Source organism: Elusimicrobiota bacterium, assembly GCA_041660185.1.
Classification (GTDB): Bacteria; Elusimicrobiota; Elusimicrobia; order 2-01-FULL-59-12; family 2-01-FULL-59-12; genus JBAZWU01.
The window spans coordinates 1-24004 of record JBAZWU010000006.1 but is presented as its reverse complement, the minus strand read 5'-3'; the positions used below and the strand labels follow the sequence as shown (position 1 = coordinate 24004).

General features: G+C 57.5%; 15 protein-coding genes and 1 riboswitch. All 15 genes read left to right on the top strand.

Annotated elements, in window-relative coordinates:
- The first annotated feature begins 3 nt into the window (after nt 1-3).
- Nucleotides 4-1476: a tRNA uridine-5-carboxymethylaminomethyl(34) synthesis GTPase MnmE gene (gene mnmE, locus WC859_05985; protein MFA5975702.1), complete on the top strand. Its 1473-nt coding sequence runs from the start codon at nt 4-6 to the stop codon at nt 1474-1476.
- A 105-nt stretch (nt 1477-1581) separates the two neighbouring features.
- Nucleotides 1582-1764 carry a tautomerase family protein gene (locus WC859_05980; GenBank protein ID MFA5975701.1) on the top strand — a complete coding sequence of 61 codons (183 nt, stop codon included), beginning with the start codon at nt 1582-1584 and terminating at the stop codon, nt 1762-1764.
- A 2-nt stretch (nt 1765-1766) separates the two neighbouring features.
- On the top strand, nt 1767-2882 hold the full coding sequence (gene ald / locus WC859_05975; GenBank protein MFA5975700.1) for an alanine dehydrogenase: 1116 nt from the start codon (nt 1767-1769) through the stop codon (nt 2880-2882).
- 6 nt (nt 2883-2888) lie between these two features.
- Nucleotides 2889-3893 carry an HD domain-containing phosphohydrolase gene (locus tag WC859_05970; GenBank protein MFA5975699.1) on the top strand — a complete coding sequence of 335 codons (1005 nt, stop codon included), beginning with the start codon at nt 2889-2891 and terminating at the stop codon, nt 3891-3893.
- Nucleotides 3894-3908: 15 nt separating this feature from the next.
- Nucleotides 3909-4979, top strand: coding sequence for a glutamyl-tRNA reductase (gene hemA, locus WC859_05965; protein MFA5975698.1), 1071 nt, complete (start codon nt 3909-3911; stop codon nt 4977-4979).
- A complete protein-coding gene (hemC, locus tag WC859_05960; GenBank protein ID MFA5975697.1) occupies nt 4976-6001 on the top strand; it encodes a hydroxymethylbilane synthase in 1026 nt (341 codons plus the stop codon). Before hemA ends, hemC begins: the two co-directional genes overlap by 4 nt.
- A gap of 7 nt (nt 6002-6008) precedes the next feature.
- Nucleotides 6009-8234 (top strand): glycosyltransferase family 39 protein, encoded by a 2226-nt coding sequence (locus WC859_05955; GenBank protein ID MFA5975696.1) that lies wholly within the window; start codon nt 6009-6011, stop codon nt 8232-8234.
- Nucleotides 8235-8243: 9 nt separating this feature from the next.
- The gene (locus WC859_05950) at nt 8244-9134 is read left to right on the top strand and encodes an NAD-dependent epimerase/dehydratase family protein (protein MFA5975695.1); all 891 of its coding nucleotides are present in this window, start codon (nt 8244-8246) and stop codon (nt 9132-9134) included.
- A 3-nt stretch (nt 9135-9137) separates the two neighbouring features.
- Nucleotides 9138-10166 (top strand): Gfo/Idh/MocA family oxidoreductase, encoded by a 1029-nt coding sequence (locus tag WC859_05945; protein ID MFA5975694.1) that lies wholly within the window; start codon nt 9138-9140, stop codon nt 10164-10166.
- Nucleotides 10159-10950 carry a hypothetical protein gene (locus tag WC859_05940; GenBank protein MFA5975693.1) on the top strand — a complete coding sequence of 264 codons (792 nt, stop codon included), beginning with the start codon at nt 10159-10161 and terminating at the stop codon, nt 10948-10950. The genes WC859_05945 and WC859_05940 overlap by 8 nt, the downstream gene beginning before the upstream one ends.
- Nucleotides 10951-10956: 6 nt before the next feature.
- Nucleotides 10957-12162, top strand: coding sequence for a glycosyltransferase family 9 protein (locus tag WC859_05935; GenBank protein ID MFA5975692.1), 1206 nt, complete (start codon nt 10957-10959; stop codon nt 12160-12162).
- Between the two features lie 5 nt (nt 12163-12167).
- A complete protein-coding gene (locus tag WC859_05930) occupies nt 12168-12941 on the top strand; it encodes an NAD-dependent epimerase/dehydratase family protein (GenBank protein ID MFA5975691.1) in 774 nt (257 codons plus the stop codon).
- A 475-nt stretch (nt 12942-13416) separates the two neighbouring features.
- A riboswitch (cyclic di-GMP riboswitch) is annotated at nt 13417-13553 on the top strand.
- 5 nt (nt 13554-13558) lie between these two features.
- Nucleotides 13559-14065 carry a hypothetical protein gene (locus WC859_05925; GenBank protein ID MFA5975690.1) on the top strand — a complete coding sequence of 169 codons (507 nt, stop codon included), beginning with the start codon at nt 13559-13561 and terminating at the stop codon, nt 14063-14065.
- 224 nt (nt 14066-14289) lie between these two features.
- Nucleotides 14290-14892 (top strand): hypothetical protein, encoded by a 603-nt coding sequence (locus WC859_05920; protein ID MFA5975689.1) that lies wholly within the window; start codon nt 14290-14292, stop codon nt 14890-14892.
- Nucleotides 14882-24004 (top strand): hypothetical protein (locus WC859_05915; GenBank protein ID MFA5975688.1); only part of this gene is annotated, 9123 nt, incomplete at its 3' end. The genes WC859_05920 and WC859_05915, both read left to right, overlap by 11 nt.

The following is a 24004-nucleotide window of genomic DNA, read 5'->3' as shown; positions in this document are numbered from 1 at the left end:
GTCATGGAGTCGCTGCAAGACACCATTGCGGCCGTCGCCACTCCCCTGGGCGAGGCCGGATTGGGCGTCATTCGAATAAGTGGTCCGACCGCCATCTCCATAGCCAATCGAATCTTTCGATCAAAGAAAGTGCACGATCTGAATCAAGTCCCGACTCATACGTGCCATTTTGGAGTTATTACGGCAATGAATCCCTCCCCCCTAGCCCCTCCCCCTCAACAGGGGGAGGGGAACCGACAAACATACCCTCTCCCTGCTGAGGGAGAGGGCAAGGGTGAGGGTCTGATTGACGAAGTCGTTGTCTCCATCTTCCGCACCCCCCACAGCTACACCGGAGAAGACGTGGTGGAGATTTCCGCTCATGGCAGCCCGTTTGTTCTTCAAACCGTGTTGAACCTCTGCCTCCGAGAAGGCGCTCGTCTGGCGGGTCCCGGTGAATTTACCCAACGCGCTTTCCTCCATGGGAAGATGGACCTCACCCAGGCCGAAGCGGTGGCGGATTTGATCCGATCCAAAACCGATCAGGCCCAGGCCGCGGCGCTGGCACAGCTTCAAGGCCACTTAGCCGCCGAAGTCCGGAGCTTGCGCAACGACCTGTTGCCCCTGTTAGCCCACATCGAGGTGGGTCTGGATCATTCGGATGAAGACCATGCGTTTCTTCGCCGCGAAGAATTCCTCAAGAAATGCGGCCGCAGCCAGGCCGCGCTCGATCAGATTCTCGCTTCCGCTCGACTTGGAAAAATTCTTCGGGAGGGCTTGCGGATCGCGATCGTTGGACGCCCGAACGTTGGGAAATCAAGCCTCCTGAACGCCTTGCTGCGCGAAGAACGCGCCATCGTCACGCCCATCCCCGGAACAACGCGCGACACGCTGGAAGAATCCGTCGATTGGGACGGTATCCCGGTTGTGTTGACGGACACCGCCGGCCTGAGATCCGGTTCTAGCGACCTGGCGGAACGCCTGGGAATGGAGCGAACCCGGCAAGCGGTGGCGCAGGCGGATTGGGTGATCGGAGTCTTTGATGGCTCTGCGCCATCGACTCCCGAAGACCGCCAGGTGATGGAAGCCTGCTTGCCCAAGCCTCATGTTTGGGCCATTAATAAAATTGATTTGCCATCCCGATGGGACTCCGGCGCGTTTTCCGGACCGTATGGCCAAGCCCCCGTAGCGCCCCTCTCCGCGAAAACGGGAGTCGGGCTTGACCGTCTGGTGCAATGGGTGAAAACCTTAGCCCTGAAAGAAACGTCCAGCACAGGGCAAGCCCAATGGCTTCTGAACGCGCGGCACCGGGCGGCTCTGGAGCGAGCCCGTGACGCCTTGCGCCGGGCCCGGGAAGCCGCGCAATCCGAAGCGTTCGAGGAATGTGTGGCGCTGGAAATCCAGTCGGCCCTCCAGGCTTTGGGAGAAATCATCGGCGAAACCGCCACGGAAGATTTGCTGGATCAAATTTTCAGTCAATTCTGCGTTGGTAAATAGAACCGTAGGGGCGCACCGCTGTGCGCCCGTTCTTTCAATTGATTGTCACGGTGGGCGGACAGCGGTCCGCCCCAACAATCCTAATGTCGTGAATTGGAGGCTTGTATGCCGTTTGTTCACATTCGCATGTTTCCTCGTCCGCAGGAAGTGAAGAAAGCCCTGGCGAAAGAACTGACCCAGGTGATCAGCAAGCACTGCACGATCACCGACGACCATACGTGGATCGTCTTCGAAGACGTGCCGCGTGAACAATGGAGCATGGGCGGAAAATTGCAGAACGAGAAATGACCATGATCATCGGCGTTCCCAGAGAAATTAAAGAAGGCGAGTTCCGTGTTGCCCTCACGCCCGGCGGCGCCGAAGCCCTGTGCTCCGCCGGTCACCAGGTGCGGATCCAAAAAGACGCCGGCTTACACGCCGGATTCACGGATCAGGACTACCGCAAAGCCGGCGCCAAAATCACCCCGGCCGCTTCCTCCGTTTGGGCGGCGGATCTTGTCCTGAAGGTCAAAGAACCGCTTCCAAAAGAATTCGCCTACTTTCGCCCGAGCCAGATTCTCTTCACATTTTTGCACCTCGCACCAAACCCGAAGCTGGTCCAAGCCCTTATCAAGAACCGCGTGAACGCCATCGGATACGAAACCATGGAGGAAAAAGACGGTAAACTTCCCATTTTAGAACCGATGTCGGAAATCGCCGGGCGCATCGCCGCGATGGTCGGCGCGTATTATCAAGCCAATCCGCTGGGAGGCAACGGCGTCCTTTTCAGCGGGATGCCGGGCGTATCCCCTGCCCATGTGGTGATCCTGGGCGGCGGAACCGTCGGAGAAAACGCGGCCAAGATCGCTTCCGGCATGGGGTCGCGCGTGACCATTCTCGAGCGCCGGGCCGAACGCATGCGTTATCTGGATGAGATCCTGCCTCATGTGGCGACCGTCATGGCGGATCCAGCCGCGATCCGGGCCACTGTTCCCAGCGCGGATATTCTTATCGGAGCCGTCCATGTGGCGGGAGCGCGCACCCCCCAGCTGGTGAGCCGCTCACTCGTCCGGCAGATGAAACCGCGCAGCGTAATTGTCGATGTGGCGATTGACCAGGGCGGTTCCTGCCAGACCTCACGTCCAACCAGCCATTTTAAACCGACCTATGAGACGGAAGGCGTCCTGCACTATTGCGTTCCCAACATGCCCGGGGCTTATGGCCGGACCTCCACGCTGGCGTTGACCAATGCCACTCTCCCCTACATCCTTGTCCTGGCGCGCGAAGGATTGGCGCGAGTCGTTCGCGGCTCGCCGGTTTTCCGAAAAGGGATTCAATGCGCTCAGGGACAGGTCGTGTGCCGACCTATCGCGGAAACGCAAAAACTCCCGACTTTTGACTATCCCGTCGAAAAGTTGATAAAGTAAGTTTTAATGGATGTTTCGGGAATCAGTCTCGCTGGCGCAAAAATCCTTCTGGTTGAAGACGACCCTCAAGCCGCAGGAATTCTAGAACCCATCTTAATTTCAAAAGGTTTTTCCGTGGCCGTCGCGCGCGACGGCGTGGAAGGTTTGGAGAAAGTTAAAATCCTTTCCCCGGACATTTTGCTCCTGGATGTCCACATGCCCCGCATGGATGGAATGGAAGTCTGCCGGCGAGTAAAAGCCGATCCAGCGACCCGCCTCATCCCGGTGGTGATGCTGACGGCGTTCAGCGACCTCGACAAAAAATTGACCGCGCTCGAGGCCGGAGCGGATGATTTCGTCAACAAACCGTACAACGCGTTGGAGCTTCTCACGCGCATCAAATCCCTCCTGCGCGTGAAATACCTGAATGAACAGCTCGATTGCGCGGAAGACGTGCTTTTTTCAATGGCCCGCGCCATCGAAGCCAAGGATTCCTATACGCAAGGCCATGTCGAACGGGTCTCCCGCCTGGCCATGGGTCTCGGGGAACGGCTGAGTCTTTCCGACGAAGAACTCGATTCGCTCCGCAAAGGCGGGGTGTTGCATGACATCGGGAAGATCGGCATACCGGATCGAATTTTAAATAAGGCCGGTCCCTTGACGACGGAAGAGCGGTTGATTGTCCGGATGCATCCGGTCCAGGGGGCCAAAATCTGCGAAAAACTGAAGTCCATCCGCGGCGCCGTCCCGATTATTCGTCACCATCACGAACGCCTGGACGGTACCGGTTACCCGGACCATCTGTCCGGGGATGAGATTCCTGTTTTGGCGCGAATCATGACCATTGTCGACATTTATGATGCGCTGACCACCACGCGGTCCTATCGCAAGCGCCTGCCGCAGGAAGTGGCTCTCGAGATCCTGTGGGACGAAGTCAATAAAGGCTGGTGGGACAAACGAATTTTAACCGAATTTTCGGCCATGCTTCGCGAGGGGGAAATTGACGCGGATCCCCGCGCGGCCGCCCGCTGAAAAACAGGTTTCTCGATGCCGCTTGTTGTCGGACTCAATCACGAAACCGCCCCCCTCCCGCTCCGAGAGAAGCTGGCAAATTTATCTGCCCATTTGTCGGAGACGCTGTGGCGCTTGAAGGAACCCTTCTCTCTGAACGGGATGGTTCTGCTTTCCACCTGCCACCGGATCGAAATCTATGCCTGTTCGACCCATCGCGCCGAAACACGCGAAGCGCTCGCCCGGCAACTTCAAGCGCAGGCCCAGGTGGAAAGCCTTCGTTCCTGCCTTTATTACCAGGAGGGCGAGAAAGCGGTTCGCCATCTGTTCCGGGTCGCGTCCGGCCTAGACTCGATGGTTAAAGGAGAGAACGAAATCCTGAACCAGGTTAAACAGGCCTATCTGTCAGCGAAACAAAACGGATCCACCGACAAACTTTTGAATGTGCTTTTTCAACGCAGCCTTTATGTCGGCAAACGGGTGCGTACGGAGACGGCCCTTTCATCAGGATTCTCTTCGATCGGAAGTCTCGCTGTCACCATGGCCGAGTGCATCTTCGGGAGCCTTCGCGATCGCCGCATCCTGATCCTGGGAGCCGGCAAAATGGCGGAGCAGACAGCGAAAGTCCTTTTATCTCAAAACGTGAAAGCCATTCTGGTATCCAACCGTACGTTTGAGCGCGCGCAAGAACTGGCCGCTCAATTTGGCGGCCAGGCGATCCCTTTTGAAGAAGGACTGCGCCAGATGGCCCTCGTGGATGTGGTTATCTGCTCAACCGCCGCGCCGCATCCTGTGATCGGACCGGAGTTGATCAAAACGGTGATGCAACGCCGGCAAGGACAGCCCCTTTCCCTGATCGACATCGCCGTGCCGCGGGATGTCGACCCGGCTGTTCAGGCCATCGACAACGTTCATGTTTATAACATCGACGACCTGCAATCCATCGTCGACGACAGCCAATCGAAACGATCCCGTGAAATTCAAGCGGCCGAAATACTCGTTGAAGAAGAAACCCGCGAATTTGCCCGCTGGCTTCAGGCGCATCGCTCCGGATGTTGGCACGGCTTGCGGCATCATCCAACTCCCTGTCCCGCGGCCATCGCATGACCCGTCTCCGTCTCGGAACGCGTCGAAGCCCTCTCGCTCAAGCGCAATCCCGCTGGGTGACAGACCAGCTTCATCAGGCCTTCACGGATCTTCAGGTGGAATGGGTCCTGATCACGACGAGTGGCGACACCCGACCATCCTCGTCCGAAGCCACTCCGCGATCGTCATCCCCCGCGGGTTCTGGCGGGGGATCTATGGATTCCCCCCCAGTGACCGGGGGGAATGACGTAAGGGGAGTGGGAGATGATGGCATTGTCCGTTCTGCCACTAACCTCAAAACCCTTTTCACCAAAGAAATCGAAGACGCGTTGCTCGACGATCGTATCGACCTGGCTGTTCATTCCATGAAAGACATGCCGATTGAGCTCCCGGAAGGACTGGTAATCGGAGCGGTCCCTCTCCGGGAAGATCCCCGCGACGTCTGGATTTCACGTGAGGACCGGCCTTTCCGGGAAGTGCCGGCAGGCGCCCGGGTGGCCACCGGCGCAATCCGGCGTCAAGCGCAGCTCCGCCACATGCGACCGGACCTTGAGCTGGTCCCGCTTCGAGGGAACGTCGACACCCGCCTCCGGAAACTTTCAGAAGGAAGTTTCGACGGATTGGTTCTGGCGCTGGCCGGTTTGAAACGCCTCGGGCAGGAAAAAGAAGTCACCGAAGTTTTTTCACTGGAAAGGCTTCTCCCCGCCGTTGGGCAGGGAGCGCTGGCCATCGAGACGCGTCCGGAGGATCGTCTGGTGTCTTATCTGGGCTCCATGAATCATCAACCCAGCTTTTTGGCGGTACAAGCGGAGCGTGCTTTTCTGAAAACCCTTGGAGGGAGTTGCCAGACTCCTATTGCCGCGTACGCGCATCTTTCGGACGGACAACTGGTCCTCGATGGGCTGGTGGCCTCGCCGGATGGCCGGCGGCTCGTCCGAGATGTTGAAAAGGGTCCACTCGATGAAGCCTCCGGCATCGGCGCGCGTTTAGCTGAAAAACTGCTGACGAGCGGTGCGCACGCGATTCTTTTCCCGCAGAAATGACACCTCGATGAAACCTCATCCCCCCAAAAAACCGAAGGAACCGCCGGAAGAATTCCCGGCCAGCTGGCGATCCGGTCCGGCCATATTTCCTATTCTGCTGGCGATCTGGTCTGTTCTCGTGACCTATCTCTATTTTGACCGCTTGCCGATTCATCCGGACAGTCTTTTATCCATACTGGATCAATGGACTCAAATGCGCTTCTGGCATCCTTATCTGTTGAAAGGATTGGTTGGAATTCTCACGGCGTCCTGGATTCTCTGGGCCTGTGTTCAAGTGGGCCAAGGGGTGCTGGACCGCTTGTGCCCGGGAGGCTCGTTGACCTCGCTCGAACGTCTGGTTTTCGGCGGCGGGATTGGCATCGGCGTCTTATCTAATGCCGTGCTTCTTCTGGGAGCGGTACGGCTTTGGTACGCCTCTGTCTTCTACGCGGGGCTGGCCGGGATCACCGGCCTGGCCTGGTTCTACCGGAAAAACAAACCGTTAACGGCTTCGCTCCAACAACCCTCCGCAAAACCCGGCTTTTGGAACACCGCCTGGCACATCGCGTTAGCGGTGGCGGCCTGTCTTTGGCTCCTGGGCAGCCTCAGCCCGGAGGTCTTCTTTGATTCCCTGCACTATCATCTGGGAATACCGGCCCAATACGGCCTGGAACATCGCCTTCTGTCAGTCCCCAGCTTACTGTATGCCAATTTCACGATGACGCTTCAGATGCTTTATGGGCTCGGGATCACGATCGGGAACACCCTGACCGCTAAGTTCTTGCACCTGGGCATGGCGGGGCTTCTGGGCCTGGCCCTGTTTGGCTTCAGCCGGCGGTACCTTTCGGCGGAAACAGCGATGCTGTCGGTCATTCTTTTTCTGGGAATCCCCATGACCGGCATCACGCTCACCACCGCCGGCATCGATATCGGCTACAGCGCCCTGCAGTTCCTGGCGGCTTTCGCGCTGATCCGGGCACTCGACGAAACGTCGACCCCGTCCGGCAACCGCGCCTGGCTCTGGATCGCCGGCGGACTGACCGGTTTATCCGCGAGCTGCAAATACACTGGATTTCCGTTTGTCCCGATCGCCGGCTTGCTGATTGTCTGGCGCCGCTGGGATGAACACCAGAGCGGACGGATCATCCTGAATCAGCTGATCCATTTTATGGCGGCCGCTTCTCTTTTTATTCTCCCTCAATTGATCAAAAACATGGTGTTTAACCACAACCCGGTCTATCCCTTCCTCGGAACACACTGGGGAATCCCGCGCATCGACGTGACGGAATGGAACCGCTTCTTTTACGATCAAAACCCGCGCCTCCTGGCGACGGAGCTTCGCCACTGGGACAGCGCGCTTCGTTTCATTTTCCATCCCTGGTTTCTTACGCTGGAAAACAAAAATGAGCTGGGGCTTCTCGGGCCGCTCTGTCTGCTGGCCCTGCCGGCTCTATTCTGGGTCCGCGCACGAACCCCCGCCTTTCAAATGCTGCGGCGGTACGCGGCCTTAACCTGGCTCCTGTGGCTGCTGACAACGAAAGTCCTGCGCTACAGCTTGCCCATGCTGGCGTTGGCCAGCCCGTTGTTTGCTGAAACACTTATTATGGCCAGCCGTTCCGCGTGGATCCGAACCCTCGTGCTGGGAAGCGTTCTGGCAGGAACCCTCAATAATTTTTCGATGCTGGCGAAGATGATCCACCAGGTGGGCGGTTGGCAGGTAGTCGGCGGATGGGTCCCGGAAGCGGAGTATCTGGGGGAAATGCACCCGACGTATCCCCCCCCGTCTTATGACGCGCTGGCCTGGATGAATACGCATCTCCCGGCCCAGGCGAAAGTTCTTTTCATGGGAGATTGCCGCAGCTATTACCTCGAACGGCGAGCGGTCCCCAGTTCCACTCCCGGCGGGCAAGCGATCGTCAAAATCATCCGGGAGTCCCGCGACGGAACGGAAGTGGCCCGGCGGCTGCGCGAGGAAGGGGTGACCCATCTTTTCTTAAATTTTGGCGAAGCGGTCCGGACCGAAGGTTACCAATTGTTCCCCTGGGACCCCGTGAGCTGGCCTGTGTTGACCGATTTCTGGAACCATTCTGTCCGGCTTCTCTGGAAGAAGGAGAATTTCACTCCGGGACAGCTGAAGAGTCTTTATGTGTATGAACTTCTCTCCGAAACAGACGCCGCCCGGCCGCATGAGATTCCGCTTAATTTTTTGGGTCGCTGGGCTCCGTCTGTAGCAGCGCAAAAGCAATTAAAGTAGAATGGGCGCATGAAAATAGGCATCACAGGTGTTAACGGATTTATCGGATCGGTGACCGCGGAGCGTCTCCTTCGCGCCGGTCATGCGGTCCGAGGACTCGTACGGACCCCGGGATCATCGGCAACCCGCACCCCTATCGAAACCGTGAAGGGCGACCTGACCGACCCCCGGAGCCTGGAGCAATTTGCCGCAGGACTTGAGGCCGTGATTCACTGTGCGGCCCGCACCTCGGAAGGAGCCCCGGATGCGCGGCAGAGCCAGGCGGTCAACGTCGACGGAACGAGCGCGCTTCTGGCGGCCTGCCGGGCCGCAGGATGCCGCCGCTTTATTCATATCAGCTCTCAATCCGCCCGCCCGGAAAACCCAACGGCCTACGGACATACCAAGTGGCTCTCCGAGGAATTGGTCCGGTCTTCCGGGTTTTCCTATACAATCTTGCGTCCGAGCACCGTCTATGGGCCGGGCACGCGCGGCCTCTTCTGGAAAATGGTTCATCTCACGAAGTCGGTCCGGATCATTCCGGTTATCGGCCGGGGCCTGGAACAATTCCGGCCGGTGCATGTGGATGATATCGCCTTCGCCATTGAAGCCTGTCTTCAGGGACCCGCGTCACTCCAGCACACCTATGATCTCGGAGGAGCGGACGTCGTCACCTTCGGCGGATTTGTTCAAGCGATCGCCGACTGCCTCGGGGTTTCCGTCCGGCAGATTCATCTGCCGGTGTGGGCTTGCCGTTTGGCCGCTCAGCTCCTGAGCTGGATGCCTTCACCGCCGATGACCATTGATAATATCGTGGGGATGGAGCAACTGCAGAGTTGCGATAACGGACCGGCGGAGCGGGATTTTGGATACAAGCCGCGTGGGCTAGCCGAAGGGCTTGGGCAGACGCTGAAAGGTTAACCCATGCAGAAAACCGCGATCATCGGATTAGGAAAAATCGGTCTCATGCACGCTGCGGTGGTCAACGTGGTTCCCAACGCCGCGCTCGCCTGCCTGATCGACAGCAACACCTCCCTCGTTGGACGCGCCAAAAGCCTGATCGGAGAACAAATTCCTTTTTATCCGTCGCTGGAAGAAGCGCTTCGTCATCAGGCGCTCGATGCCGCGGTGATCTGCGCGCCCCACTTCGCCCATGAGCCGATCGCCGCGCTCTGCCTGGAGCGCGGACTTCATGTGTTCTCGGAAAAACCCATGGCCAACTCGCTTCAGGCCGCGGAGCGGATGCGGACGCTGGCGCGGGCCAAAGGACGGGTTCACGCCGTCGGGTTCATGAAACTTCACTACCCCCACTACCAGAAGGTGGCGGCGCTGCTGAAGGAAGGGGCGATCGGCGCGCTTCAATCCTTCCGGGCCACACTGCGCCTCAGCCAGGTCATGCGTCCTCCCAAAGGATGGATGTATGAACCGGCGTTGTCCGGCGGGGGCATGGTGATGACTTGCGGATGCCACGCGCTTTCCCTTTTATACCGCTGGTTTGGAATCCCTCAGCGCCTCAAGGCGGAAGGACGTTCCGTTTACTCCCAGCGCGTGGAGGATGAGGCCCGGGTGGAGATGGAATTCGCCTCAGGGCTCAAGGGGACCTTTGACGCTTCCTGGAGCGTGCCGGGATATCCGTTCGAACAGACGCAGGTCGAAATTCAGGGGACGCAGGGAACGATCGTGGCGCACGATTCCGGCTTCAGCCTTCGCCAGCCGTCCGGCCCGGCCTCAAAAGAAACCTTTTTTCACCGTTCCCAATTCGACCGGGCCACCTACGATTTCAGCCCGGATTATGGCGGGGAAGGTTATTTCAATGAAGAGGCCGATTTTATCGCTTGCTGCGAAAGCGGGGGACAACCGGTTGTGACGTTTGACGATGGCTGGGCGATCCAGCGCGTGATCGACGCGATCTATCGCTCTTTTAAGGAAGGACCGGTCACGCTCCATGACTGATCCGCGTAACACACCATATCGTCTTTCCAAGGTTCTGGACCTGCGCGGCCCTGGCGAGCCGCCATCCATCGACCAGCTCAAGAAACGACTGGAAGGGATGGGCGCCGCGCCCGGCCTTCTGGCGACCGCGGATGGAACCCTTCTCAAGAGACTGCGAAGCTTGCGCCGCCAGAACGTGCCTTTCGATCTGTTTGCGGTGGTCCCGAATATGACTATCTACGTCCGGCTGGTCAGCCAGCTCGGCGCGCCAAGGGCCGGGCTGAAAATCGCCCGTGACGCAGGAATCCAGGCCTTGATCCGAACCGGATGGCGGGTGACTCGGGAACTACGTGGGATAGTGAAAAACGATTTTTGCGCCATCATGCGGATTCTGGTTGAATTCGAGTTGAGCCAGATCCTTCCCCTGCAGGCGAAAGGCGTTTTTCTGCATCCCCAGATCACGGATCTGGCGCTGTCCTTTCAAAACTCCCGCGTGCTGACCGATTTCAACGCGTCCGTCGCGCGCCTGTCCCAAACAACCGCCAGCGGCTTCGGGACAAACAACCTGGGTCTGTTTTACCTCCGCTCGGGGAAGTGGAAACTCCCTTCTTCGCCTGTGCTGGCTCCTTTTAATCCGAACGGGTTTCTCATGAAACCCAACCGGGACCGATGCGAAACGCTCGCCCGGGATCCGTCCTGCCGGATCCTGGCGGATCGCATCCGGCTCGCGCCAGCCGCCACGAACGAAGCGCTGCGTTATCTGGAAGACTTTTCCGGCATTGCGGCGGCAGTGGTGGACGCTTAACATCCAATGAACATTCTGACCATGAAATGGATCGACCTGCTGGTCGGCATTCCACTGTGTGTCTTGTTGACCCCCTTGGCCTGGATCGGACGGCACATCTTGCGGCCGGCGGTCTTACAAGTCGAAGAAAAGTCTGACATTCTGTTCATCAAAATGATGGGGATTGGTTCCATCCTTCTGGCCACCCCGGCGGTGCGGGCCGTCCGCTCCCAATTCCCGGGAGCCAGACTCCATCTGGTGACTTTCCGGAACGCCCGGCACATGGCGGACAATCTACGGATTTTTGACGAAATCCATTCCTTGCGCACGGCCAATCTTTGGGTGTTTGGCTATGACACGGTGGTCTTTCTCTTTCACAGCTGGCGGCAGGGGTATGTGGTCGCTTTTGATTTTGAATTTTTCTCCAAGTTTTCAGTCGTGCTGGCTTTTCTCTCCGGAGCCTGTCATATCGTTGGTTTTCGCTCGCCCCTGGTTTTTCGTGGATCACTCTTGACCCATCCGGTTTATTTCAATCATTACCGCCATGTGACTGAAAACTTTGTCTCTCAGGTGCGCGCCATCGGCGCGGACACGACCGACCTCTTACTCAGCCCCATGCGCTATAACGCGGAGGACGAATCGTTCGTCGTCTCTTTCCTGTCACAACAGGCGGTTCCATCAGACGCCCGGCTTATTCTGGTCAACATCCACGCCGGCGATCTTTGCCTGGAACGACGGTGGCCGGCCGCGTACTACCGCGAGTTGGTCCAAGCCCTGAGAAAACGGTATACGGATGTCTGGTTCCTGTTTGTGGGGGCACCGAAGGAAAAGGCTTACGTCGATGAAACACTTCAGTCGATTGAAGATAAATTTCGGATTCTGAATGCCGCAGGATTTTCACTCTATCAGATGGCCGCGCTCATGAGACGCAGCGCGCTTCTCATCAGCAATGACAGCGGTCCGCTTCATTTCGCTGAATCTGTCGAGCTGCCCACGGTTTCGTTCTTCGGCCCGGCTCCGGTGAATCTATTCAGCCCCAAAGGGCCCCGGCACCGGATTCTCTATGCGCGGGTGGAATGCAGCCCCTGCCTGAATTACTACGGGCTGACGCGGCCCATTTGTCAGGGAAACAATGTCTGCATGAAGAACATCCTGCCCGAGCAGGCTGAACAGGTGGTCGTCGAACAGCTGGAACGTTGGCACCCGGAAGACGCGCCGACCGGCGCGTCTTAAGACCTATGGTCAATGCCCTTATCGGACATACCGGATTTATCGGCAGCCATCTCCTGCGCCAGGCGAGCTTTGGGGCCCTTTACAATTCGAACAATATCGAATCCATTCGAGGCCAACGCTTCGACCTGGTGGTCTGCGCCGGAGCGCCGGCGGATAAATGGAGGGCCAACCAGAATCCCGAAGCGGATAAGACCAATCTCGAGCACTTGATGGATTGCCTGAAGGACGTGAGTGCCCGCCGGCTTATTCTCATTTCAACCATCGAGGTTTATCCGGACCCTTGGAAAGTCGATGAAGAATCAAACGTAAATTCGGAAAAGGCGACTCCTTATGGGCGTCATCGCTGGCAGCTGGAACGGTTTGTCGCGGAACATTTTGACCGATGTATTGTTCGTCTGCCGGAACTTTTCGGGCTCGGGCTCAAAAGCAATGCGATTTTTGATTTGATTCATCGCAATCAACTCCAAAAACTTCATGCCGACAGCCAGTTCCAGTTCTATCCCATCAATCATTTATGGGATGACTTGAAGAAGGTGATTACGTATTCCATGAAGGTCATCAACATCGCCACCGAACCGGTGACGCTGTCGGAAGTGTCCAGTGACGTTTTTCGAACACCGTTTGAAAACCGCCCGGCTGTTATTCCCGCCTATTATGATGTCCAATCGCAATACGTCCAACACTGGAACGGTTCCAATGGATACCTTTATAATAAATCAGCTATATTTGATGAACTAAAAGCCTTTGTAGACGCAGAACGCCGCGCGCAGAAACAATAAAAATTATCTACAAATAGAGTAATTTAGTTCCCATGCTTGCATATTTTCATCATCAGGGGACGTAGTTGCAACTTTGCATGATTGCACATTGCCAGATAAACGACCATGCAAAGTTGCAACTACGTCCCCTGAAACCTGAAACAAACTGAAAGGCAACAAGGCAACTACGTCCCCTGTTGCCCTTTAAGGGAGATCAATAAGGCGAAATTCCTCAAGTCATAAAATTGCTTAGGCAAGCTGCATCTCAAAAACATCTTTTCTTCTTTTCCAGTCGGGTTTAACTAGGATCACATCTTTCAAATTCATATTAATTTACAGTATCGATTAATCCTTGACAGTCCAAAGAGTCGGGGCTAGACTCGCACTAACGAACCGGCCACCCCTCGGATTCCCCGAGACTGTGCGAGCCGGTTCCCTTTAAGGAGTCTGATCTTTGACTAGTGCCGGCGGTTGGGTTTCATGAAACTACCGTCGAGAACGATAAAGGCAAAGTCAGCGTAAGCTGGCGACGGCTACCGGCGGATGGTGGCCGCCCGTTTCAAATGAACATCTGAAACGGGGCGCAAAGCTTCCGGCCCCTGCGTTGTTCGCGGGGGCAGCGGGGTTACCGAATTCGAATGAAATTAAAGAAGTTCGCTATATCTCTGTTACTATTTGTCCCTTTTGCTGGCCTTTGGGAGGGGGTCCAATCTCTCCAGACGGCGCCAACAAAAGGGATTTCTTATGCCTCTGCTTTCCTTCCGATCGCTGATCTTGATTTCTCAAACCTGGATGCCAGAGACACTCAAAACCGGCCGCTGAAAAGCGTTGAAAATCAGCGGATTTTATCCATGCTCTTCATGGAAAATCTATTCAATCTGGCGGTGGTAGCGCCGCTTCATTCCTGGCGCGAAACAGCTGAATCAGCCTCGTTATTTTCACGTCTATTTAACAACCTGTTTGTTGATTTTATGGCTCCTGTTTTAAAGGTTCTTGATGAGGCGTTCTTATCATCAAAAAGACGTGTTGTGCACAATGTTCATAACCTGTGGATAACAATTTCCGTCGGGATTTTGATCGGTATTCTCCTCTCGCAAAATTTCTGCCTTGAAAGGTCCGTTCTAAAGCTCAATCTCCGCTGTTAATCTTTCCTGTCGCCCCGTATTTTTTGCCTAACGGGGAGGCTCAGCTGTTCGGTCACGGGTAATCATTTCAAAAATCGGGAGAAGCAATGGACGTTTTTCAATCCATCAGAAGCGAGGGAGTTTTATTTTTCGCGCGTGCGCGCGCGCGTAAATATAGTAGGGGGCGCCTGCTGCCTGCGCTTCCGCAATTTCTTATAGCGCGCTGGCACCGCGGGTCGTTGGCGGTGGCGCCCCTCGCATTTATTTACCTCGCTCTCCCCACTCTGCCGTCTTTCGCCAAGGAACTCAAATTTGATCTGAATCACAGCCAGGAACCGGCCACCCGCCAGAAAATGCATATCTCGGACAATTGCCAATGGGCAAAGAACCAGCCCACAGCGATGGCGCTGGTTGGCTCGGAAGGCGCGGCGGTTGTTCCCCACATCCAATCGGTTCTCGGGGTTGTTGTGCTGGAAGGCCTCCAGGCCGCGGCGGACCCAAAGCCCTTGGATATCGAATTCCTCGGATCGTACGGGAATTACCCAAAATCGATTCGCCCGGGAAAAACCCTGCAGCCGTCCCCCCGGCGCCCGCTCGCCATCACGATAGCGGCTCTACCAGCAGGGAAAGACAGCCTGGTCATTCGAAAAGGCGATTATCTGGTGATCAAGGCCGACTACCAGCTTTACACGTATGCCTTGCCTGAAATGACGATCCCAAGCGAAGGCCTTCTGCGCTTCTACCTGGGCACCGATGACACACTCTACACAGACCCGGCTTTGACGCATCCGGCACACTCCGGCATCTGCAGCGGCTCCCGAAACAAGGGGGGGGCGAATGGGCGCTAAACAGCGCAATCTGATGCGCGCCATTCTCCTGCAGGGTAGTGTTCTGCTCCTCTGCCTCTCTATGACCACCCGGGTGTATGCAGGCAATGCCTGCGCTTCAACTGGAACAGGGGCCGTCAACTGGAACAACACGGCTGCCTGGACCAGCTGCGGGGGGACTTACCCCGGCGCAAGTGACCCCACGGATACGGCCACGGTTAGCACCAATCGCAGATACACGATTAATGTACCCATAACCATCGCCCAGCTCTCCGTGGCAGTAAACAGTAACGGGACATGGACTATTTCAAACAACCTGACCGTTACCGGCAACGTGAGTCTCTCTCCAAACGTCGCAACTATTTTTAATATTTCAGCTGCTTTTACGATGAATTCTGACACGTCAGGCAGTTCTTCTTTTAACAGCGGAGCCTTTACCGTTGCCAGCGGCGGTTCAATTGATGCGGCTTCCGATTTCGCCATCTCCGCCGCCTCGGTCACAATCCAATCCGGCGGATCCCTGCTGGTCGAGGGAAATTTCTCCATGGACGCCGGCGCTCTCACGTTGACGAATTCAGGGTCTCTTTCTCAATTTGACGGCAATTTCCAGATCTCAGGCGGGCTTTTTACTCCTGGAACCGCCAAAGTACTCATGGACGGCACCGGCTCAAGCAACATCATCCGCTCGAATGGCAAAAGTTTCTACGATCTGCAACTGAATCAGCTGGGCTCGACCTGGCTTCTGTATGACCCCCTGACGGTGACGCGTAACCTCACTATCACCCAAGGTACTCTGGACACAGTGGACTCCATTACGACGACATGTCCTACCGCCGGTTGCGATGTGACGGTCGGAGGCAGCTGGCTGCTGAACAGCGCCAACGCCTTCTTCACAGCCAACAAAAGTACGGTTACCTTGAACGGCACAGCAACTGGCAACACGATCACAACCTATGGCAGCGATTTTTACAACCTGTATGTCAACGGAGGCGGCGGCTACTGGACCCTTCAGGACACCATGACGGTGACGGGGCTCCTGACCATTGGCGCGGGAACATTGGATGCTTCAGCTGGCAACTGTACTTTTGGCGGAGCAAGCGCAAGCTGCAACATGGTTATTGGGGGAAGCGCGGGTAGCGGCTCGGGTGCCAGTTGGATGAACACCGGCGGGTCGTTCATCCCCCAGACAAGCACCGTGACATTCACGGGCAACCTCAGCGGCCAGCGGATCCGCTCCAACGGCAAGAACTTTTACAATTTGTACATCAACGGAAGCGGATCGAACGCTTACTGGAACCTGATGAGCTCCATGACCGTGGTTGGCAATCTGACCACGGATGGGGGCACCCTGGACACCTCCGCGACAGGCTCAGGCGGGAGCTGCGGCGGCACCGCCAGCAACATCGCGGTGGGAAAGAGCTGGATCAACGCCGGCGGATCTTTCAATGCCTGCGCAAGCACTGTCACCTTCAACGGCTCGAGCTCCGGGCAGGCCATTGCAACCAACGGCAACAATTTCTCCAACATCACATTCAACGGCTCCGGCTACTGGACGATGCGAGACTCTATGACGGTCGCGTCTACCATGACCATCACCAATGGGACGCTCAACACCGGCAGCAATGATATTTCGGTAGCCGGAACCTGGCTCAATAACGGCGGCACCTTTGTCGCGAACGCCAGCACCGTTTCCTTCAACGGCACGACCACCGCGCAGAAGATCACCTCCCGCGGCCACCGCTTTAACAACGTCGCCGTCACCGGCTCCGGCTATTGGACGATGCAGGATTCCATGACCGTGACGTCTACTATGACCATCGCCGCCGGGACGCTGGACAGCGGCTCAAACAGAGACATCAGTCTCGGTGGATCCTGGCTCAATACCGGCGGGACTTACGTGGCCCGGATCACGACCACCGCCTTCACCGGAACATCCACGGGCCTGGCCATCGAATCGAACGGGAAGAAATTTAATAATGCGATTTTCAACGGCACAGGCTACTGGACTTTGCTGGACTCCATGACCGTATCCACCATGACGATCAATACGGGCAATACACTGGAATTGGCGGGGCTGGGGGTCACGGTTTCCAGCCTTACCCTCGGCGGCCACCTGGTCATGAGGGGGACTGAAACGGTCACCCAGTTCGGGACCATCAGGCCCAACCTTCTGACCGGATCAAGCGTGACCTACAACAACGCCAGCGGGACGTCCATGGTCATGTCCAGCTGGACGTACCGCAACCTCCTCATCAACGGCAGCGACGGAACGTTCAACGCCGGAGGCGGACTCAACATCAACGAGTCGCTGTCCGTATTAGCCGGGACGCTCGATACCACCGCCAGCAATTACAGCGTCGCCGTGGCCAAAAACGTCTTGTTGCCCAACAGCGAGGGGACGCTGACCTTGAACACATCGTCCATGACCGTTGGAGGCGCCTGGACCGATTCCGCAGGGTTATTCAATGCGAACGCCTCGACCGTTGTTTTCACAGGCAGCGCGTCAAACATAGCCATTCAATCCGGCGGCAATCCGTTTAATCATATTCAGTTCAACGGCTCCGGCTCCTGGGTCCTGCAGGATTCCATGACCGTGACGTCCACCATGACTCTCACGCAGGGCACCCTGGACACCAACACCAGCGCGTCGGCCTGCGGCAGCAACAGCTGCAACCTTTTGGTGAGCGGGGGCTGGCTCACCAACGGCGGCACACTGCTGGTCCGGAACAGCACCATTACCTTCAACGGCTCTGCCGCCCAAATGATCAATAACAACAACCAATCCTTTGGCGTTCTGGTTGACTCCAACACCTCCGCGAACGGAATCACCTTCCTTTCGAGCTTTACCGCCACCAGCCTGACCGCCGATGGGGCGGGACTGGGCAGCGCCATGGCCCTCTATTTCAATGCCGGCTCCAGCTACACCATCGCCAACCTGGCCCTGACTGGCGGCGATGGCCAATCGGTGACGTTGCGTTCCCGCACCAACGGCAATGTCTGGTGGCTGAAGAATACCGGTTCTGAAACCGTTTCGTTTGTCGATGTGAGAGATTCCAGCGCCAGCTCATCCGCGAATCCCATTTACGCCACCAATTCAAAGGATTCCACCAACAACTACAACTGGAATTTTGGACAGTTCGTTTGGACGGGCGGGATCAACACGAATTGGTCGAACCCTCTCAACTGGAACTCCAGGACCGTTCCCGGCACAAAAGACGCGGCCATCATCGCTAACGCGGCGCGCATGCCGACCCTGACACAGAACGTGACAATCTCCACGTTGACCATTATCGCGGGCTCCAGCGTAACGCTGAACGGATTCGACCTCATGCTGAGCAGTTTCACCAACGCCGGCAACTTCCTATTTAAAGGAACGGAGCAGGTTGGCTCCATCCCGCTCAGCCTGAGCGGCTCCACCATTACCTATACCGCCCGCTCCGGCGAGAGCCCGGTGCTCTCCAGCTGGACCTATCAGAACCTGATCATCAATGGCAGCGGAGGGACGTTCAACGCGGCCGGGAACCTGACCATCAAGGAGAACCTCACGCTTTCAGCCGGGACGCTGAATACCACCGAGTCCAATTATGCCGTCACGGTCAGTTCCAACTGGATCAATAACGGCGGAACGTTTACGGTCAACGCCAGTTCCGTGACCTTTAACGCCACCACAGCCGGGCACACGATCCGGTCGAATGGGAACAGCTTTGCTGACGTGCTCTTTAATGGATCAGGCGGCGCGTGGGTCCTCCAGGACGCCTTGACAGCGGCGAACGTGACCCTCACGCAGGGCGCGCTGGACAGCAACAACTTGAGCCTGACAGTGAGCGGAAGCTGGACGAATACGAGCGGATCCTTCAACCCCCGTACCAATACCGTGACGTTTACCGCCGGCGATGCGCAGCAGATCCGGTCCAATGGTTCCGCCTTCAATAATATTTCCTTTACCGGCAGCGGCTCCTGGGTTTTGGCCGATTCCATGACCGTTCTGAGCAACCTGACCCTCACCAACGGGACACTCGACACGTCCGCCTCCAACTTCAACCTCGCCGTAGCCAAAACGTGGCTCAATAACGGCGGTATCTTTGTGGCCAACACCAGCACCGTAACCTTTAATGGCAGCACCACCAACCAGACGATTACCTCGCGCGGCCAGGCCTTCAACAACGTGACGTTTAACGGCACCGGCTCCTGGATCCTGCAAGACTCCATGACGGTGACCTCCACCATGACGCTGACCGCCGGCACGCTGAATGCGGGAAGCAGCCAGGCCATTGGGATAGGAGGGGGATGGGCCAACACCGGAGGGCTCTTTACCGCGGCGGGAAGCACCTTGACCCTGAGCGGGACCAGCCGCCAGATCATCGACAACAGGGGACAGGCCTTCGGCGTCTTGATTGATTCCAATACCACCGCCGGCGGCGTGGTCTTCCCATCGAGCTTCTCTGCCACGCAGCTGTACGTCAATGCAGGCGATCTCAGCGCCGCTTCCTTATATTTTAAAGCGGGATCCACCTATACCATCGCCAACCTGACGCTGATCGGCGACAGCGGCCAGATAGTCACGCTGCGATCGACCGCCTCAGGCCAGCACTGGTATCTCAATAATACGTGGGCCAACAACGTCATATACGTCGACGCGCAGGATTCCGATGCCCGGCTTGGAAAACAGATTGTGGCGGTTCCCCCTTCAACAGATTCCGGCAACAACCGGAACTGGTATTTCGGGGCGGTGGGAACACAGAAAACAAAGACCTGGTTCGGCGGGGCGGTGTCCGGGGACCAGAACGACTGGCAGAACGGATTGAACTGGGATTGGGGGATCCCGGGCGCTCAGGACACCGTTATTATCCTTTCAACAGCAACGACTCAGCCCGCTTTGACCGCTGATGCGTCGATCCGATATCTGACGATTCTCCCCGGAGCTGCGACGCTGTCGTTAAACGGGAAGAACCTGACGGTCAGCAACAGCGTGACCAACTACGGGACTATGGCCCTCTACGGCAACGAATCGGTATCGTTCCCCAACCCAACGACCTTTAATAAGACCGGTTCAACGATCACCTACAGCGACAGCGGGTCCTGCAATACGTTCCTGGTCTTTTCGACCTGGACCTACCGCAATCTGGTGTTCAACGCCGGGTGCGAGACGCTCAACCTGACCAGCGCCTCCAGCTGGGCCATCAACGAAAACCTGACCATCAGCGCCGGAAATGTTAACGTCGGATCCGGCAACAATGCCGTGGCTGTCACGGGCAACGTCTCTATCCAGGGCGGTCAATCGGCTCTCGCGATGAACAACTCCTTAATGACGGTCGGCGGCCACTGGTTGACCGGCGGCGGCGCGAGTTTCACCCTGGGAAGCTCCACCGTGACATTTACCTCCACGAACCCGGGCCGCACCATTGGTTCGGCGGGGAATCCCTTCAGAGGCATCGCCTTCAGCGGGACCGGCGGCAACTGGACGCCGACGGATGCCTTGAGCGCCTCCGTGGTCACGATCAATAACGGCGCCACCCTGACCCTGGGAGGCAACAGCTTGACGGTTTCCAGCTTCACGAACGCGGGGACATTGGTCATGGTTGGTACAGAAACGGTGACCAGCGCGCCCAGCAACTTGACGGGATCCAACGTGACCTACAACAGCGCCGGGACCTCCATCGTGCTCTCGACCTGGACTTACCGCAACCTGAACATCAGCGGCACCGGGACCTTCAACATCCAGGGCGGTTCTTTGACGGTGAATGAGACGATAACGCTGACCGCCGGGAAGCTGGACGCGACCACCAGCAATTACGGGATCGGCGTGACCAAGAACTGGACCAACAGCGGTGGATTGTTTACCGCCCGTTCCAGCACCGTGACCTTTAACGGCACAGGCGCGGGCAACACGATCCAATCGAACGGCAGCCCCTTCAGCAACGTCCAGATCAACAGCGCGGACGGGACCGGATCCTGGGTCATGCAGGATTCCATGACCGTGACGTCGACGATGACGATCACCTCCGGAAGTCTGGACACGTCGGCGTCCAACTTTAATATTTTGCTGGGAGGCGGATGGTTTAATAACGGCGGGGTTTTCGCCGTGAACGGAAGCACGTTAACGCTGAACGGCGCCGTTGCCCAAAAAATCAATACCAGCGGACAATCCCTCAACGTCCTGGTGGATTCGAATACGGCGGCAGGAGGAGTCATTTTCCTCTCGAGTTTCTCGGCGGCCCAACTGATCATCAACGGCTCGGCAACAGGACTGAATAATGCGACGACTGTTTACTTCCTGGCCGGAGCCACCTTCACGATCAGTAATCTGTCGCTCACCGGCGCCAACGGCAAGCTGGTCTGCCTGCGCTCCACAACCAACGGCACAAGCTGGCTGCTGAACAATACCGGCACCAACAGCGTTTCTTACGCGGATGCCCGGGATTCCGACGCCCGTCCCGGGAACCAGATTACGGCCGCCAACTCGTCCGATACCGACAACAACAAGAACTGGAACTTTACCGGGGCTTCGGGCCAGCGCAAGACCTGGTGGGGGAGCATCAGCACGGACTGGATGAACGCCCGGAACTGGGACAAAGGGATTCCAGCCTCCCAGGACTCCGCTTTGATCGTCTCCACCGCGACCAACATGCCGGCGCTGACAGCGGCCGTATCGATTTCCAGCTTGACGATTAACGCCGGATCCACCGTCACGCTCAGCGGGTTCAACCTGACCCTTTCGAGCTTTACCAACGCGGGAACGCTGGCGCTGCGCGGCGCTGAAACCGTTATCCCGGCGCCCAACAATCTGGCAGGCTCCTCCGTAACCTATAACAGCAGCGGGGCTTCCATCGTGCTTTCCACCTGGACCTACCGCAACCTGATTATTGATGGAAACGGTGGAACGTTCTCCATCCAGGGCGGTTCTCTGACAATCAATGAGAATCTGACTCTGAACGCCGGGACGCTCGATGCAACCGCCAACAACTATACGATAGGGGTAGCGGCCAACTGGACCAACAGCGGCGGAACCTATCTGCCGCAGCAGAGTACCGTCACGTTTAATGGCACTCGCGCGGACAACACGATCCAATCGAACGGCAATCCTTTCGGCAACGTGCAGATCAACGGCGCAGGCTACTGGGCGCTGGCGGACTCGATGACGGTGACCTCCACCATGACGATCACCGCCGGCACCCTGGACACCTCCGGTCTCAATGTGGCCGTAGGCGGGAGCTGGCTGACCGGCACGAGCGGCGTCTTCGTCGCCGGCAGCACCGTCACCTTCAACGGCACCAACGCAGGCCTCAAGATCACCACCAAAGGGACCAGCTTCAACAACGTCGCTTTCAGCGGCTCCGGCGGCTACTGGACGATGCAGGATTCCATGACCGTCACCTCCACCATGACCTTCACCGCCGGCACCCTCGATGCCAATGGCCAGGGAATACTGCTTGGCGGGGGATGGAACAGCACCGCGGGCGCTTTTGTCGCCAATGGAAGCACGCTGACCTTCAACGGATATTACGGCCAACGAATCAAAAACGCCACCGGCCAGACGTTCGCGGTCCTGCTCGACTCCAACACAACCCCCGGCGGGGTGATCTTCGTCTCGAGCTTTACGGCAAACCGCCTGATCGTTGACGCGGCGGATGTCGGCGCGATGACCGTCTATTTCAACGCGGGCTCGAGCTACACGATCGCCAATCTCACGCTCACCGGCTCCGCCGCGCAGATCATCACGCTGCGCTCCACCACCAACGGCACGGTCTGGAAGCTGACGAACACGACGTCAGAAAATGTTTCATTCGTCGATGTGCAGGATTCCAGCGCCACCCTCAACACGATTTATGCCTCGAACTCCCGGAACTCCGGAAATAACTCGCGATGGAACTTCGGGCAGTTCACCTGGACCGGAGCGGGGAGCAGCACCCTCTGGACGAATCCCAATAACTGGAATGCCCTGACTGTCCCGGGGACCAACGACGCCGCGACAATCTCGCCGGCCGCCTTTATGCCGGTATTGACTCAGGCGGTGTCCCTCTCGACATTGACCATCACGTCCGGCTCCACAATGACGCTGGCCGGCTATACGCTCACCTTATCCAGCTTTACGAACGCCGGAGCGTTGGTCGTCATGGGGACCGATACCGTCACCTCGGCTCCGTACAACCAGGCCGGATCCACCGTCGTCTACAACAGCGCCGGCACATCTATTGTGCTCTCCACCTGGACTTACCGAAACCTGATCATCAGCGGCGCCGGGACCTTCAGCATCCTGGGCGGCTCTCTGACGGTCAACGAGAATCTGACGCTCGGAGCCGGGGAACTGGATGCCACAACCAATAACTACGATATCGGTGTCAGCAAAACCTGGTTCAACACCGGCGGCATTTTCACGCCTCGCACGAACACCGTCACTTTCAATGGCAGCGCCGCCAACCAGACCATCACCTCGCGCGGCCAACCTTTCTACAACATCACCGTAAACGGCTCCGGCTCGTGGGTCCTGGCCGACTCCATGACCGTCACCTCCGCTTTGACCATGAATGCCGGCAAACTCGACACCGCGAATCTGAATCTGGCTGTGGCCGGCTCCTGGTCCAACACCGGCGGCCTCTTCGCCGCCCAGACCAGCACCGTCACCTTCAACGGCACCGGCGTCGCCAATACGATCCAATCCAACGGCAGCCCCTTCAGCAGCGTCCACATCAGCGGCACAGGCTACTGGACCATGGTCGACTCCATGACGTTAACCTCGTCCATGACGATCACTGCCGGTACCCTCGATACCGCCGGCTATAACATGCTCGCCGCCGGCAGCTGGCTCAACGGCGCCAGCGGCACCTTTGTGGCGGGGAGCACCGTCACCTTCAGCGGCACCAACGCCGGGCTCAAGATCACCACCAAAGGAACCAGCTTTAACAATGTCGCTTTCGGCGGCTCCGGCGGCTACTGGACCCTGCAGGATTCCATGACCGTCACTTCCACCATGACCTTCACCGCCGGCACCCTCGATGCGGGTGGCCAGGGAATTCTGCTCGGCGGCGGATGGAACAGCATCGGCGGATCCTTTGTCACCGGCGGAAGCACCCTGACCCTCAATGGCTCCTACGGCCAGCGCATCAAAAACGCCACCGCCCAGACGTTCGCTGTG

Bases quoted from the DNA above. Each gene is read 5' to 3' on its own strand.
- mnmE (MFA5975702.1), top strand. From the start codon at position 4: ATGGAGTCGCTGCAAGACACCATTGCGGCCGTCGCCACTCCCCTGGGC.
- WC859_05980 (MFA5975701.1), top strand. From the start codon at position 1,582: ATGCCGTTTGTTCACATTCGCATGTTTCCTCGTCCGCAGGAAGTGAAG.
- ald (MFA5975700.1), top strand. From the start codon at position 1,767: ATGATCATCGGCGTTCCCAGAGAAATTAAAGAAGGCGAGTTCCGTGTT.
- WC859_05970 (MFA5975699.1), top strand. From the start codon at position 2,889: ATGGATGTTTCGGGAATCAGTCTCGCTGGCGCAAAAATCCTTCTGGTT.
- hemA (MFA5975698.1), top strand. From the start codon at position 3,909: ATGCCGCTTGTTGTCGGACTCAATCACGAAACCGCCCCCCTCCCGCTC.
- hemC (MFA5975697.1), top strand. From the start codon at position 4,976: ATGACCCGTCTCCGTCTCGGAACGCGTCGAAGCCCTCTCGCTCAAGCG.
- WC859_05955 (MFA5975696.1), top strand. From the start codon at position 6,009: ATGAAACCTCATCCCCCCAAAAAACCGAAGGAACCGCCGGAAGAATTC.
- WC859_05950 (MFA5975695.1), top strand. From the start codon at position 8,244: ATGAAAATAGGCATCACAGGTGTTAACGGATTTATCGGATCGGTGACC.
- WC859_05945 (MFA5975694.1), top strand. From the start codon at position 9,138: ATGCAGAAAACCGCGATCATCGGATTAGGAAAAATCGGTCTCATGCAC.
- WC859_05940 (MFA5975693.1), top strand. From the start codon at position 10,159: ATGACTGATCCGCGTAACACACCATATCGTCTTTCCAAGGTTCTGGAC.
- WC859_05935 (MFA5975692.1), top strand. From the start codon at position 10,957: ATGAACATTCTGACCATGAAATGGATCGACCTGCTGGTCGGCATTCCA.
- WC859_05930 (MFA5975691.1), top strand. From the start codon at position 12,168: ATGGTCAATGCCCTTATCGGACATACCGGATTTATCGGCAGCCATCTC.
- WC859_05925 (MFA5975690.1), top strand. From the start codon at position 13,559: ATGAAATTAAAGAAGTTCGCTATATCTCTGTTACTATTTGTCCCTTTT.